14 protein-coding genes, 2 pseudogenes and 1 riboswitch are annotated in these 13,368 nt (G+C 37.5%); of the genes and pseudogenes, 9 read left to right on the top strand and 7 right to left on the bottom strand.

Annotated features, from left to right (window positions below; translation table 11 throughout):
- Positions 1 to 9 precede the first annotated feature (9 nt).
- Positions 10 to 1,272: a hypothetical protein gene (locus CZ490_RS06555; protein ID WP_077620963.1), complete on the bottom strand. Its 1,263-nt coding sequence runs from the start codon at positions 1,270 to 1,272 to the stop codon at positions 10 to 12.
- 182 nt (positions 1,273 to 1,454) lie between these two features.
- Between CZ490_RS06555 and CZ490_RS06550 the strand changes: the two are divergent.
- From CZ490_RS06550 to CZ490_RS06535, 5 genes and pseudogenes are all read left to right on the top strand, one after another.
- Positions 1,455 to 1,589, top strand: a pseudogene (locus CZ490_RS06550) (lipid II flippase family protein); the annotation flags it as partial.
- 122 nt (positions 1,590 to 1,711) lie between these two features.
- Positions 1,712 to 1,999, top strand: coding sequence for a hypothetical protein (locus CZ490_RS22300; RefSeq protein ID WP_159439917.1), 288 nt, complete (start codon positions 1,712 to 1,714; stop codon positions 1,997 to 1,999).
- 34 nt (positions 2,000 to 2,033) lie between these two features.
- Positions 2,034 to 3,323 carry a WD40/YVTN/BNR-like repeat-containing protein gene (locus tag CZ490_RS06545; protein ID WP_084795405.1) on the top strand — a complete coding sequence of 430 codons (1,290 nt, stop codon included), beginning with the start codon at positions 2,034 to 2,036 and terminating at the stop codon, positions 3,321 to 3,323.
- 32 nt (positions 3,324 to 3,355) lie between these two features.
- Positions 3,356 to 3,550, top strand: coding sequence for a hypothetical protein (locus tag CZ490_RS06540; protein WP_077618148.1), 195 nt, complete (start codon positions 3,356 to 3,358; stop codon positions 3,548 to 3,550).
- A gap of 146 nt (positions 3,551 to 3,696) precedes the next feature.
- A pseudogene (locus CZ490_RS06535) lies at positions 3,697 to 4,353 on the top strand (HAD hydrolase-like protein); the annotation flags it as partial.
- A 24-nt stretch (positions 4,354 to 4,377) separates the two neighbouring features.
- Here the strand turns inward: CZ490_RS06535 and CZ490_RS06530 are convergent.
- Complete coding sequence (locus tag CZ490_RS06530; RefSeq protein ID WP_077618146.1) at positions 4,378 to 4,815, bottom strand: CBS domain-containing protein; 438 nt, start codon at positions 4,813 to 4,815, stop codon at positions 4,378 to 4,380.
- A gap of 282 nt (positions 4,816 to 5,097) precedes the next feature.
- On the opposite strand from CZ490_RS06530, the gene CZ490_RS06525 reads away from it, so the two are divergent.
- A complete protein-coding gene (locus tag CZ490_RS06525) occupies positions 5,098 to 5,556 on the top strand; it encodes a hypothetical protein (protein WP_077618145.1) in 459 nt (152 codons plus the stop codon).
- A gap of 66 nt (positions 5,557 to 5,622) precedes the next feature.
- Here CZ490_RS06525 and CZ490_RS22295 read toward each other — a convergent pair whose 3' ends face one another.
- From CZ490_RS22295 to CZ490_RS06505, 5 genes are all read right to left on the bottom strand, one after another.
- Entirely contained in the window at positions 5,623 to 5,784 is a 162-nt protein-coding gene (locus CZ490_RS22295; protein ID WP_159439916.1) for a hypothetical protein, read from the bottom strand.
- Positions 5,785 to 5,878: 94 nt separating this feature from the next.
- Positions 5,879 to 6,646, bottom strand: coding sequence for a thiazole synthase (locus tag CZ490_RS06520; protein ID WP_077618144.1), 768 nt, complete (start codon positions 6,644 to 6,646; stop codon positions 5,879 to 5,881).
- A gap of 2 nt (positions 6,647 to 6,648) precedes the next feature.
- Positions 6,649 to 6,852 (bottom strand): sulfur carrier protein ThiS, encoded by a 204-nt coding sequence (gene thiS, locus CZ490_RS06515; protein ID WP_077618143.1) that lies wholly within the window; start codon positions 6,850 to 6,852, stop codon positions 6,649 to 6,651.
- Positions 6,853 to 6,864: 12 nt separating this feature from the next.
- Positions 6,865 to 7,977 carry a glycine oxidase ThiO gene (gene thiO / locus CZ490_RS06510; RefSeq protein ID WP_077618142.1) on the bottom strand — a complete coding sequence of 371 codons (1,113 nt, stop codon included), beginning with the start codon at positions 7,975 to 7,977 and terminating at the stop codon, positions 6,865 to 6,867.
- Entirely contained in the window at positions 7,967 to 8,569 is a 603-nt protein-coding gene (locus CZ490_RS06505; RefSeq protein ID WP_077618141.1) for a thiamine phosphate synthase, read from the bottom strand. Before CZ490_RS06505 ends, thiO begins: the two co-directional genes overlap by 11 nt.
- A gap of 102 nt (positions 8,570 to 8,671) precedes the next feature.
- A riboswitch (TPP riboswitch) is annotated at positions 8,672 to 8,781 on the bottom strand.
- A 414-nt stretch (positions 8,782 to 9,195) separates the two neighbouring features.
- On the opposite strand from CZ490_RS06505, the gene CZ490_RS06500 reads away from it, so the two are divergent.
- The 3 genes from CZ490_RS06500 to CZ490_RS06490 all read left to right on the top strand — a co-directional run bounded on the left by CZ490_RS06500 (position 9,196) and on the right by CZ490_RS06490 (position 13,342).
- Positions 9,196 to 10,329: a DUF4145 domain-containing protein gene (locus CZ490_RS06500; protein WP_327078402.1), complete on the top strand. Its 1,134-nt coding sequence runs from the start codon at positions 9,196 to 9,198 to the stop codon at positions 10,327 to 10,329.
- Positions 10,330 to 10,574: 245 nt separating this feature from the next.
- Complete coding sequence (locus CZ490_RS06495) at positions 10,575 to 11,831, top strand: ATP-binding protein (protein ID WP_077618139.1); 1,257 nt, start codon at positions 10,575 to 10,577, stop codon at positions 11,829 to 11,831.
- 137 nt (positions 11,832 to 11,968) lie between these two features.
- The gene (locus CZ490_RS06490; protein ID WP_077618138.1) at positions 11,969 to 13,342 is read left to right on the top strand and encodes a hypothetical protein; all 1,374 of its coding nucleotides are present in this window, start codon (positions 11,969 to 11,971) and stop codon (positions 13,340 to 13,342) included.
- Positions 13,343 to 13,368: the final 26 nt, after the last annotated feature.

The raw sequence follows: 13,368 nt of genomic DNA, 5'->3' as shown, positions 1-13,368 counted from the left end.
ACTCATTTATTATGGGGTGGAAGTTGACGATATGGGCTTAACAACAAAGCCCATTGCTTTACGTGATTGTAGTGCTCTGATTAGTTGTTCCTTCAGAGAAACATCACAAGTTACTTCGATAATCACTTCGCTTTTGCGTTTCGAAATTAATGTTAACTTTTTCTTATTCACGGCTAGTTCAATTAATAGTCCCAATAGAAATCCAGCTACTAATCCAAGCAATCCCCAAATTACAGGTCCCCAGTGCAAGACAAATCCGTATACAGTACCTAATACTGCGAAAATAGTTCCAACCATCATGGCCCCGTCGAGCATGCTTCTTCCATCGACGCGATGTATTGTGTCAATGATGTGTGCTTGGGAATCCAGATTCTCCAATGGCAATGCAATGATATTGTTCGGATGTACACCCAACTTCTCAATGTCGTGAATCACCATTTCCACGAAGGGAGAATGATCAAATGTTGCAATGATTTGAACTGTATTGCTTTCGGTTGCTTTTTGTTGTCCCAAGTTTTCCGACCTCACTCTAAGAAACCTTATTTGCTCAATATCATATAAGGTGTTACTTTCAGTTACCGAAACATAAGCTTGATAAATGGCAAAAACGTACATTGAGGGTAGAAATAAAAACCACTGCCAGTTCACAATATCCGTTGCTCGACTAAAGTCTCCAAGAAGGGAGTATAGTATGGTATTTATTGCTTGTGCTTTGTAGCAAACATAAATCCACCACGCTAAAATAAATGCACCAATAACCGTACTTCCACCATATAGTTGTCCTAGCCCAGGTGTAAAAGATGACCAGAACATCCCAACAGATGGAATTTTCTTATCTAGGATTACAACATCAAAAAAATTAACATCTGATGGTGTGACGGGAGCATCTTCGATTTCAGCTAAAATATGACTCTTTTTAATCTCAACCGCACAACGGTAACTATCCCAAATACAAAAAAAGTAAACAGCCACATAGAGGAGCCCCCACTGCATATTAATAACTTCTTTTGCTTCGTCAAATCTACCTAAAAAGGATAAAGCCATCCCTAAGTTCAAGTTAGACAAGTTGTTTACGACTAGCTCCCATAGAATGAGAATAAAACCATGTAGATACTTGCCAATAAACATATGTCCAAACCCTGGAAAAGCAGCAGACCACCAAGCCGCAATCCAAGGAGGGCGTGGATACACAGAATTAATCCCGAATACAGATATATGGCCTTTTTTATATCGAGGCTTAATGCTTGCTGATTGAAATCTTTGATGTGGCATAGATTGAGCTCCTTCATTGGTGTCCATACATAATGTCACCAAAAATTACCTATTTTATGCGGGACTGCAGATGTGCTAATTCTAAGAAGTGGTGACTGCTATTTTCATTGAAACAGTGTCTACGTTTGGTTGTTATGGTAAAATTAGGTAGGTTGATTATTTTTTATAAAGAAGGTTTTGAAATGGAGTTTTTAACTGAGAAACTATTATTTATTGCATTGTTTATTTTTATCATTCATTCAATTGAAACACTCGCATATGCTGTGAGGTTATCTGGAGCAAGAGTAAAAATGATTGCATCAGCATTATCACAGTACTTGCTCAAGTATTGTTTATTTGGGGAGCAAAATACATCGCATGGTTTACAACATTCATTGTGTGAAGGTAGGTGGAGAGTGGCTTCGTCAAGGTATTGCCTTGTAACATGAAAGGGGAATATATGGAGAGAAAGCGACCAATTAAAGAGGTAATCTTTAATCCAAAGGAATACGCGGTATCCAAAAGATTAATTATTTATATTTTTATTTTCTTTATAATATATTTTCAGTTTACAAAGAATCAAATGGCATCCCTTATTGCAGGTTTTGTAGTGGCTAGTACTGGTATCCTTTATTTTGTTTGTAAACTTTGCTTTTATCGATCAAGGAAAAAAGTAAAAGATGGCCTGCCACTCCTTGCATTTTTGTCCTTATTTTTATGGTTATTATACCTTGTTTCTACAAGATAAAAATACGATATTTGAAAGTTCAAGGGTGACTTTTATGAAAAAAAGACAATTAGGATTACTACTAGTCATTTTACTATGTATAGCTATCTTAATAGTAGAAGTATTTAAAGATGACAAAGAAGAACTAAATCCTGAACCAGTCGAAAATGCAGCAAACATAAATGATAAATTACCCTACACGCTGAAAGTGGATGCGGATGACAAGAGACCAGAAATAATCGCATATCGCATTCTGTTTGATTTTATGAAGAGTTTAGAAGATGATGGGATTATTTCGAATGCCAGCTACACGAGATTTACAAAGCTATCAGGAGATGAAAATACCTTTGTGGTTGCGACTGTTTTTCAAGTTCAGTTACCAGAAAGTGGTCCACAAGTCGATTACAAGTGGGGAGAAATCCAGGAAAATCGAGTTGTTCCAAATATCGTTTGGAAACTGACAATTAACAAACTTGATCAGGATACCTACACATTAGCAAATATTGAAAGATCAAATGATATCCAAATAGGGTTGCCACCTGTTGAAACACTGGAAGACTATCATAAAAAAGCCGGAATAGAGGAAGACGCAGAAAGAAACAAGTATCAAATTAAAGATGAAAAGCTGATGGTCACTTATGATAATGGCCGAAATTGGAAAACTGTACCCGTTCCAATTGATAACTTAATTATTAGTGGATACAATGAATCAAATTTAGCAGAAGGAAGCTATGTGATAACACCGGAGAAAACCGCATTTGTACTTGATAGTACGCTGCGAATTCTTATGAGTACTGATAAAGGGGAGTCCTGGAATGAGGTGGTTATTTCAGAACAATTACCTCCTTTGAGGTTACGGATCTTGGGTTTCACTTCTGAACAGGACGGATATCTCATCGTTACAGGCGATAAGACAATGAGTAGCGAGGCTAACTTTATTTTTAAGACCATTGATGGTGGGCAATCTTGGAATAACGTTGGATCTGTGGAGCACTATCGCTTAGTAACGGATGGAGGCTTTATAAACGACCAGTTAGGGTTTATCTCTTTTGGTGAATATCGCGAAGAGTCAAAGCCCCCCATACCTAATTTGTACCGGACTACTGATGGTGGTGTCAATTGGGAGCGGGTTGAAGTTCCAATACCTGAAGAGTATCTAGGATACTTCACAATAGCCGAGATTCCGACCTTTACCGGAACAGAAGGGACTTTATTAGTCAATCAAGGACCAAATGGGGATTACTTGGGCGGTAACGTATTAGCGCAATTTAGCACTCAGAATCAAGGAAAAACATGGTCTTTTTCAGGTTTAGTCGATCCCGATGGGGTGCTTCTATCGAAGTAGGGAGCAAAATTGCTTAGCATAGGGGTGGGATTTTGTGTAAACTTTCTGTATTTTTTTCAATCGGAGCAATGATATTACTCTATCTACTTGGTTTTATAGCAGATATAAATGTACTAATGTTTAAAATGACTCCCGATAAAACTGAAATTGCTCTTTTGCCACTCGCAGTTGGGCTACTACTTGCAATGATCAGTGATAGGATAATTAAAAATAAAAAACAAGGATAGATACTACTTAGGAATTGAAATTACAGCTCTGTGGGGGAAAATATGCTAAATAGTGACAGTATTTCGCGCACCGCCACCAGTTTACGGTACTAATGTGGATGGTGTCATTTTTACAGTTCAAGAAAAAAAGGGAGAGAAACATGTCTCAATCAATTATATTCGATATGGATGGAACACTTTTTCAAACAGATAAAATATTAGAACAATCTCTTGAGGACACGTTTAATTATTTACGGTCACTACATAAATGGGAAGGTGATACTCCAATTGAGACGTACCGTGAGATAATGGGTGTGCCTTTACCAAAAGTGTGGGAAACTTTAATGCCACATCATTCAGCAGAGGACAGAATGGAAACCGATGTTTATTTTTTAAATCGACTCATAGAAAATATAAATAGCGGAAAAGGGGACTTATATCCAAACGTAAAAGAAATCTTCATGTATTTAAAAGAAAAAAATTATTCGATTTATATTGCAAGCAATGGTTTACAGGAATATCTAGAAGCAATTGTGCGTTATTATCAGTTAGATACATGGGTTACGAAAACATTCAGTATTCAACAAATTAACACCTTACATAAATCAGACTTAGTTCAAAGCATTCTAAAAAAATATGGTATCACAAATGGTGCTGTTGTTGGAGACAGGCTTTCTGATATACAAGCAGCAAAGGATAATGGGTTAACTTCGATTGGATGTAATTTTTACTTTGCGCAAGAAGACGAGTTGTCTCAAGCAGATTATGTGATTAATGATTTAGCAGAGCTACGTGCGATTTTGCATAAAGAGCAGACCAAATGATACCAAATGGTCTGCCTAGAAACTTTATTGTTGTGGAGAAGATGGCGTTGAAATGCTACTCAATGCCTGTTCTGCCTCATTGGCATATTGATTTTCAACCGCTAGGTCACCCAATGCAACCATTCCTACGATTTGGCCATTTTCTTCTACTGGCAAACGACGGATCTGATGTTGAGCCATTAGATTAGCTGCTTCATGAGCATCCATTTCAGGCGTGCCTTTCACAATTTGTTGCGCGGTCATCACTTGTGAAACAGGTGTTTGTGCACTTTCACCTTGCGCTGTAGTACGTAGAGTGATATCACGATCCGTTACAATACCTACGATTTGCTTATTATTGTTGACAACCGGTATCGCCCCAATGTTGTACTCGCTCATTAATGCTGCTGCCTCTTTTACACTCTGTGTTTCATTTACCGTTAACACATCTGAAGTCATGATTTCTCGTAGAGACTGTCCCATGTAAAAACCTCCAAATTTAAAAATGGATAAAGCTTTAAAAACAAGGCCTAGGTACAACTAATTTAGCCTTGCCTCAGATAGTAGATTTCCCAGTACGCTCATTCCTACAAGTGGGAAAATGTTCATTATCATCATCCTTACAGTAAGAACCATAATAGTAAATGGGTCTATTTCCGTTATCTAACAGAAGTAAATACCAATGTCGTAAGCCAACCTATAAATGAGCGTTTGAGGGCAAATCGTACCTTTTAAATGTTCATAGTTAAAAAAGGGGGCTACCACATGAGGAAATCAGTAACTACATTTTTGGGTGCTACATTATTAGTCGTTGGACTTGCAGGATGTGGAGCTAACGATACGAATAATTTTGATACACAAAATGATGGAGATGTAAAAATACTGAATCAACGAAATCAAGATAATCGGGACAACAATCGAGGATACGATAAACGCAATACCAATACATTTGAAAACAGAAATGGCAACAATAATGGTCGGAGCGGCATAATGAATAACGGGAACCGTACGAATAACCGCGGACCGAATTGTGACGATGTTAATCGAGGTCGTACAGGCGTTGGGACATATGGTACTGGTGCAACAGGTACGAATAATGAAGGAACAAGCGGTGCAGGTGGTATGGGTTATTCAAAAGGACCTGGCTACTTCATCAATGGTGTTGATGGTTGTGGAAATCAAACGGGTACAAATGGAACAGGCTTAGGTTCCGGGAACCGCTAAACACGGTATGAGACTGCAAATCTTCTCAGATGGAGAGAGGATTCGCAGTCTCATTTTAAGTACTTGTTATTTTTTATTTTTTTGTTGTTCATACTTATGATCAGCTTCTTCTTGGTATTCTCCCGTAACAGAAGTTGCAGCATCCGCAAGTGTCTGACCAACATTATTCAAAAAACCGTCATTATAATCATTACGAAGACTACTTTTCGTTTTATTTTCATTTTCCACAGATATCACCTCCAGTCTTAGAGTGTGTAATATGGAGGATAATAATCTGAAGAATTTCTAACAGCTACTTGCTAACGAAATGGTCTTCCATGAGTTAAGACCCTACAAGACCTGTTAATGGACTACTAGCCACTGCATAGTCTTTTTCTTCGATGCGTCCAGCTTCAAAGCCTAATCTTCCTGCTTCTAATGCAAGCTTCACAGCTCGGGCCATTTTTACAGGATCCTTAGCGCCTGACACGGCCGTATTAAGAAGAACGCCATCTGCTCCAAGTTCCATTGCGTAGGCAACATCCTTGGGTGAACCAATTCCAGCATCAATGATAACTGGTACTTGGGATTGTTCGATTATAAATTTTAAATTCAAGGGATTTATGATTCCTTTGCCAGAGCCAATGGGACTAGCGCCCGGCATTATCGCATGAACACCGAGGTCCTCTAAACGCTTAGCAAGCACGACATCATCTGAAGTATAAGGCAATACGATGAATCCTTCTTCGAGGAGCATTTCAGATGCCTTCAACGTTTCAACAGGATCTGGTAAAAGCGATCTATCATCACCAATAACCTCAACCTTGATCATGTCACATAATCCAGATGCCTTTGCTAGCTTTGCAATTCGTACCGCTTCTTCAGCTGTTTTTGCTCCTGCAGTATTTGGTAGTAGAGTATATTTTGTTAAGTCTAGCTGCTCTAAAAAGTTGGGCTGACTTTCTTCAAAAATATTCATTCTTCTTACTGCAAACGTTAAGATTTCAGCATCTGAAACCTCCACAGCTTGTTTTTGGATTTCGAAAGAAGGGTATTTTCCTGTACCTAATAAAAGTCTAGAATGAAAAGTATAATTGGCTATTGTTAACATCTTTATCCTCCTCCTACAAATTGAACGATTTCAACAACATCACCATTTGCAAGTTTTTGCGTTTTATAATCATCTTTTTGAATAATATCCTCGTTTATTTCAACGATGGCGATTCGATTTTCCAACTTATAATGAGCCAACAGCTTATCCACTGAGTTCACTTCAACAGGGATTTCTACAGTCTCACCGTTAAGTCTGATTCTCATTTCTCTCACCTCCTAAATCATAACTTTTTCCTGTCTGTTAATACGAAAAGCATCAATCCACTCTTTGTTTACTTCCTGTTTTAAAATTAGATTACGAATCATTTTCCCAGTAGCAGGCGCAAGAAGGATGCCATTGCGGAAGTGCCCACAAGCTATGAAAATCTGTTCATCTTCAGGATGTCTACCTATAAAAGGATGTCCATCAAAAGTTGTCGGACGTAATCCAGAAGTAAAGCTGTCAATCTTCCAATTGATAGATGAAGGGAGCATTGTTTTAGCATGTTTGAGCAATACTTCAACACTTTGGAGACTAATCGAATCACTCCAATCATCCTCAATCATCGTTGCACCAATCACGACCTTGCCATTATTTCTAGGAACGATATAGGATTTTTCATAAAACAAAGTGTGCTCAAGAAATGGCTTATCATGATGAACAATGATGCTTTCACCTTTTACAGGTTTCAGTTTTTCAGAGATACCGAGGTTTTGAAAAAGGCTGTTGCTATACACGCCTGTTGCAAGAACGATATGCTTTGCCCGAACTTCGCCATTATCTGTTTTAACGGTGTACTCATTTCCATTCTTCTTGATGTCATATACAGGACAGTTTTCAAATATGGAAGCACCAAGCATTTGGGCGCTTTTTGCAAATGCCAGACACGTACTTGTAGGAATAACGTTCACATCATCTGCGATGTAGGCGGCGCCAATCACTGTATCACTGATTTCTGGTTGCATTTTTTTCACTGTTTCATAATCCAGCCAATCCACAGTAGGTTGTTTAACGAGTGGATCGAGATTTGACTTATCACGCTCTGAGAATGCTAGCTTTAAAATTCCGCCCGTTCTATAGCCAATATCCATCCCACTTAACTCATAAAGCTCATCTTTTAATCGTATATATTCGGCTTGACTGGACCTGGCAAAAGGGAAGAAAAGGGAGAAATCGCCATCGCTTTCAGAATGTGCACCCAGCATACCAGCAGCAGCCTTCGTTGTTTTGTTACCAATCTGGCCGCCGTCGAATACTGCAACATCCATTTGAGCTTCTGCCAAATAGTAAGCTATGGAACAACCAATAATTCCACCACCTATTACGACTACCTCATAATTAGTTCTCATCGCAAATCGCCTCACTGAACTTTTTTGTTATGGAATAGGGCTGATCTGTTGAAAAAATACTCGACATGAGCGCCACGCCATCCGCAGCAACAGCTTTAATTGTTGGTAAGTTGTCTAGTGTTATTCCTCCAATTGCGTAAACCGGAATAGTCAGTTCCTTTTTCATATGCTCGATAGGCCCGGTCCCATGTGGAGGCAGTCCTTGTTTGCTAGTGGTTTCAAAACAATGTCCGTATATAATGTAATCTGCTCCATCAGCTTCCACCTCTTTTGCTTTTTCAAAGGAATGAACACTACAACCAACACGTAGGTGAGGGTAACGTTGCTTCAGCAGTTTTACAGGAAGACCATGCTCTGGTAAATGTACGGACGGTATATCCATACACAACGCTATATCTAAGCGATCGTTCACAATTAATTTTTCTTTTTTCACACCACCGGTTACTAAGTATTCAATTAGTGTGAGTACTTCTTTTACAGATTTTGATTTCTCACGTAATTGCACAAAATCAACCACATCTTTGATGGCAATAATCTTGTCAGCAATAGCTCTTACTGATTGTCGATCATCTGTCACGGCAATTAATTTCATTTGATTTCTCCTTTTTGCGTGATGAGAGGAGAGGTTGAGCACAACAAAAAACCACTCTCCAATGTAGGAAAGTGGTTGGATATGTATGTGTACACATCAAAAAAAGTGCCTAAACCACATCCCTACGCAGGTACAAGCCTGTTCAGGTATTGAGGGTTTCAAAGTAACTACTTTTTTCTCAGCCCTTATCAAGGGTTCCCCTAGTGAAAACAGAAATATTAAACTATACTATAAAATTAACATAATTCTGCGAACATTGGAAGGGAAATGATTCCATCTGATTAAGAAGTGGTCCTACAATGGGCAGCTGGGATTCGTAAAAGGGGGGATGTGTTTACGGTATTGTGCGTAATCGGGATACCACTTATTGTTAATTGTTGCTTGGTATTGTGTTTAGCTCGTAATCGATATACGACTTATCGTTAATCGGTGGTGTGCTATCCATTTACCCCGTAATCGATATACCACTTATCGTTATTCGACCTAGTAATATACCATTTAGGCTGTAATCAGTAGATTAAGTTCCTTATTCCAATAATCATTCCTTGAATGTCGTTCCTTTTTCGTCTAAAATAAAAAGACTAAAAAGAAGCCTGAGTCTAGTTTATAGATTCAGGCCATCTGTTTTGCATCAAAGAAAGGACCAACTAGACATGAATTCAACTCAGTATTTTTATAGATTCCTAGAACCTATTTCAAAAGAATTAGCTTTTCTAGCAGGCGAATTGGAGCATACAATCTTTTCGAGCCCACGTACGATGTTAACTCATTCGAGGGTACTCGTTGAAAATATACTCCAACATGTGATGTTAGTTGAGAAAATGAAGGAAGAGCCACGTATAACATTAAAGGAACGTCTTACAATCCTAGATAATGAAGGGATTCTCACACCTGAGATAAGAGACGCGCTTCATTTGGTTCGCCAACTAGGAAACCAGGCTTCACATGACAAAAGAATGTTTCGTTTTTCAGAAGCACTCCTTTCCTGGGAGGCCATTTACACGATTGTTAGGTGGTTTGTTGAAGTGTATACTTCATTATCAATCGATGTACCTGAATATCAAGATCCTACTCCACCACTGGAAGACCGCTATGACATTACCGAATTGGAACTTAGATTGAAATCCCTTGAGACATTATTAGTTGCTTCGATGCAAAAAAAAGATACTCAAGGTCATAAAGCCAAGGAAGAAGTTGCAGCAACGACTTCACTACCAACCCAAATGGAAGTACCGGGATATACAACGATACGAACGATCCACTATAAAGGGGATACATTAGAGGTTCCGTATTTTCTACGAGACGCTTTTTTGCTTCCACAACGATTTGAGAAATCAGAGACGTTTTTAATAAGACTTGGCGCAGAACAGCAAGCACGAATCATCAGCGAATTACCTAGTAATCTTGAAGATTTGCATAAACATGTGAAACGTTTTAATGAAAATAATGACAAGCAATTTTTCAGTGAACTTCGAATCTTCATCGAAGAAGAGAAGATTCGAAGAAAGGTTACTCTTGATCGTCCTGGGGAGCTATTTTTATTTTATAAAGCAGATTACATCATCCTAACAGACGCATTAAAAGACATCCCGCTAAACAAAGAAAAGTTTACTGGCATACCCAGCCTCATCAATCAGCTTAATGAAGACGGAATATACAAAGTTGGACAACTACCAAAAGAGCTTGTGATTTTAGGTAAGTACAAGAATGTTGGAGTTGTCAATGTGGGCAGATTATTTGAACAATTGAAGGCAAAATAAATGATGATTTATGGCTCCTTGTGGGGGCCAATTTTTTTGTGAAATAAAGGCTGTTTTTATCAAAAAAAGAAGGAAATTCTTATTTTTTGACGAAATTATACTATCATCCTGAGAAAAGGAAAGCACTCTCGAATCATAGAATAAAGGCAAAATTGACTAATAAAAAAGAATACTAGATTTCACCTAAATAATTTTTATATTTCCTGTCATTATGATGATTTCTAACTAGACATAGGAGGAATAGGGTGTTTACATATATAGAAACATTATTATTAAATATGCTTTTTTTGGTAGTCTTTCTCTTATTTATTCCTCATCTAATTGAAACGAATAGTAAAGTGTCTAACAAGTTTAAGTATCGACTCGCATTAGTTTCAGTTATAGTAGCCATGATTAGTTGTATGTTATTTCCGTTTCACATTGGTGATGAAATCATCATGGACTTACGAACCATAGCAATGGTGGTTGGTGGTTTATATCTTGGCAGAAAAGCTAGTTTTACTTTGGTAGTTATTTTCCTTATTCTTCGCCTATATTTAGGAGAATTAGGAAGTGGTTTCTATGCATCAGCAATTTCTACTTTAGTCATTCTTGCAGTATTGTTATTAATAGAAAATTTATTTAATAAAGCTACGAAGCACAAACGGATCCTAATCGCATGTAGTTTTTCGTTATTTATTTGTACTTTCATTTTATTACTTCGATTTGTATTTGGACATCTACATTTAGCTGATTATATGGTCATTATTGTGTTTTTCCTTGTTCATATGTTAAGCACCTTTTTTGTAGTTTATTTTTGTGAAATGTTACGTGAGAGTTCTTACATGAATCGGCAAATTATCAAAGCGGAGAAATTGGAGGTAGTGAGTCACCTTGCTTCCAGTATCTCTCATGAAGTTCGCAATCCGCTTACGGTTGTGAAAGGAATCTTACAAATGCTTCATAAAAATGAATGGGATGAAAAGAAGAGGAATGAGTTTATTGAAATATCCCTTCAAGAAATTGACCGTGCGAATGATATTATTGGTAATTATTTAACGTTTGCTAAAACCGCGCCAGAAGAACATATCATTGTTAATTTGGAACAAGAACTCACACGTTCCATAAATGTAATTACGCCTATGGCCAATATGAACTGTGTTGATATCCAAACGGCTCTTGTTCCTTGTCGTATTAAAGGTGATCCGCAACTTTTACAACAGTGCTTCTTAAACATTACGAAAAATTGTATAGAGGCGATGCCTGGAGGTGGAAATCTTTTCATAAGGACTGAGCATAGTCATAATGGTGTTGTGGTTGAAATCAAAGACAGCGGAGAAGGAATGAACAATGAACAACTTCGCCGATTAGGTGAACCGTTTTTCACAACGAAAGGTAGAGAAGGTACAGGTCTTGGAATGATGGCCGTTATAAAAATTATTAAGCTTCTAGAAGGTAGTTTAGAAGTTACGAGCAAAAAAAATGATGGTACTCAATTTCGGATTCAGTTTCCACATCCATAATCGAAATACTACAAGCGGTTCTGTTTTCTTCATCGAATCAGAACTGTTTTTTTGTATACAAAACGGTTATCTTGTAGTTTTTTCCTCTTATGCTATACTTTGATTGTTTGACTTAGACATCGAAGAAGGAGGAAAAAATGAAACAATATCCGTTGTCTCGTTATCTGTATATCTTTTATTCATCTGTGTTTTTAGTTAGCATCATTAATGTGTTTATCGATAATGAGACGATCAACTACATACTTGGAATACTTGCTATCATTATGCTTATTGTGTCTTTTCCATTGGCAACACGCCTATTTAAAATTCTCGGAGGTTCATTTTTACTGATTGGAGGGTGTTTATTTCTTTCAACGGAACAGTCATTTCTTATACTACCTAGCTTATTAACTTCAAATCTATCATTATTGACTCTGTTAGCCATGTTACCATGGATGAATAGTATCGTAAGAAGTGGAAGATTTGATCGGAATATGAATCTACTAATGAAAGTAAATGTCTCTGATTTAGGTAAACTATATCCACGTAGTTCAGTAACGACACACATTTTAGCAGCGTTCTTAAATTTGTCCGCAGCCACTATTTCACAAGATGTATTGAAGAACACGCTAGCTCCTTTTAGTAAAGAGATACGTAATTCATTTATTACAACGGCATCACTTAGAGGATACTCCTTAGCTCTGTTGTGGAGTCCGTTAGAGATTATGGTTGCGGTATCAATTTTTGCAACAGGGGTTGAATATGTCACACTATTACCATGGCTAATCCTGATGGCCGTCGTTGCGTTTTTGTTAGATGCTGTCTTTGGTCATTTTTACTATAGGAAATATAAGTTTAAGGCCGTAAGTAATTCGAATCAGCCAGTAATTAACAAAAAGAAAATCATGAAAAAAATGGCCCAATTCATCATTGCGCTCATATTATTTCTAACACTGGTGATACTGTTCGGAAACCTATTTGATTTAAACTTTATTTTAACAGTAACGATTATTATCTTTCCGTTTGCTTTCATTTGGTCATTATTAATGAAACGAAGGAGAAGCTTTTGGACAATCGGTTGGAATAATTGGAAATCAACAACCAACAGAATGCAAAATTTTCTTGTGCTATTTATTTCCTTATCGTTATTTTCTTCAAGTTTAGGTGATACGTCGTTTCTGGAAATGATACAAAAGCCATTATCCTATCTTTCTGATTATCCGGTTGTAATCCTGTTTCTATTACAATTTCTATTTGTATTTTTTAGTATGTTTGGTATACATCCAATTGCAACAGTAGGTATTTTAACTGGGGTTATTACACCTTTGTTAGAGGTGATGAATCCTGTTAGTATTGCGCTTGTTCTTATAACAGGATCTGTAGCCACCTTTACAGTTGGAACATATGGACTGCTTGTAACGTTAACCGCGATGGGCACTGAGCAAAGTCCGTTCCGAATTACTCTGCGAAACATGCCATTTGCCTTAGGAATGGGGGTAATCGGAACCCTAGTCGCTTATCTATTACTTTGATAAACTTTCTGATTAGTACTTGCTGG

Source organism: Litchfieldia sinesaloumensis (genome assembly GCF_900156865.1).
Taxonomy (GTDB): domain Bacteria; phylum Bacillota; class Bacilli; order Bacillales; family Bacillaceae_L; genus Ferdinandcohnia; species Ferdinandcohnia sinesaloumensis.
Note: the sequence above shows the minus strand (reverse complement) of the source record. Positions and strands in the feature narration are given on the sequence as shown.

What these genes read in the sequence shown, in the direction of transcription:
- CZ490_RS06490 (WP_077618138.1), top strand. Translation starts at nt 11,969, where the DNA reads ATGAAACAATATCCGTTGTCTCGTTATCTGTATATCTTTTATTCATCT.
- CZ490_RS06520 (WP_077618144.1), bottom strand. Translation starts at nt 6,646, where the DNA reads ATGTTAACAATAGCCAATTATACTTTTCATTCTAGACTTTTATTAGGT.
- CZ490_RS06545 (WP_084795405.1), top strand. Translation starts at nt 2,034, where the DNA reads ATGAAAAAAAGACAATTAGGATTACTACTAGTCATTTTACTATGTATA.
- CZ490_RS06555 (WP_077620963.1), bottom strand. Translation starts at nt 1,272, where the DNA reads ATGCCACATCAAAGATTTCAATCAGCAAGCATTAAGCCTCGATATAAA.
- CZ490_RS06530 (WP_077618146.1), bottom strand. Translation starts at nt 4,815, where the DNA reads ATGGGACAGTCTCTACGAGAAATCATGACTTCAGATGTGTTAACGGTA.
- thiO (WP_077618142.1), bottom strand. Translation starts at nt 7,977, where the DNA reads ATGAGAACTAATTATGAGGTAGTCGTAATAGGTGGTGGAATTATTGGT.
- CZ490_RS06505 (WP_077618141.1), bottom strand. Translation starts at nt 8,569, where the DNA reads ATGAAATTAATTGCCGTGACAGATGATCGACAATCAGTAAGAGCTATT.
- CZ490_RS06525 (WP_077618145.1), top strand. Translation starts at nt 5,098, where the DNA reads ATGAGGAAATCAGTAACTACATTTTTGGGTGCTACATTATTAGTCGTT.
- thiS (WP_077618143.1), bottom strand. Translation starts at nt 6,852, where the DNA reads ATGAGAATCAGACTTAACGGTGAGACTGTAGAAATCCCTGTTGAAGTG.
- CZ490_RS22300 (WP_159439917.1), top strand. Translation starts at nt 1,712, where the DNA reads ATGGAGAGAAAGCGACCAATTAAAGAGGTAATCTTTAATCCAAAGGAA.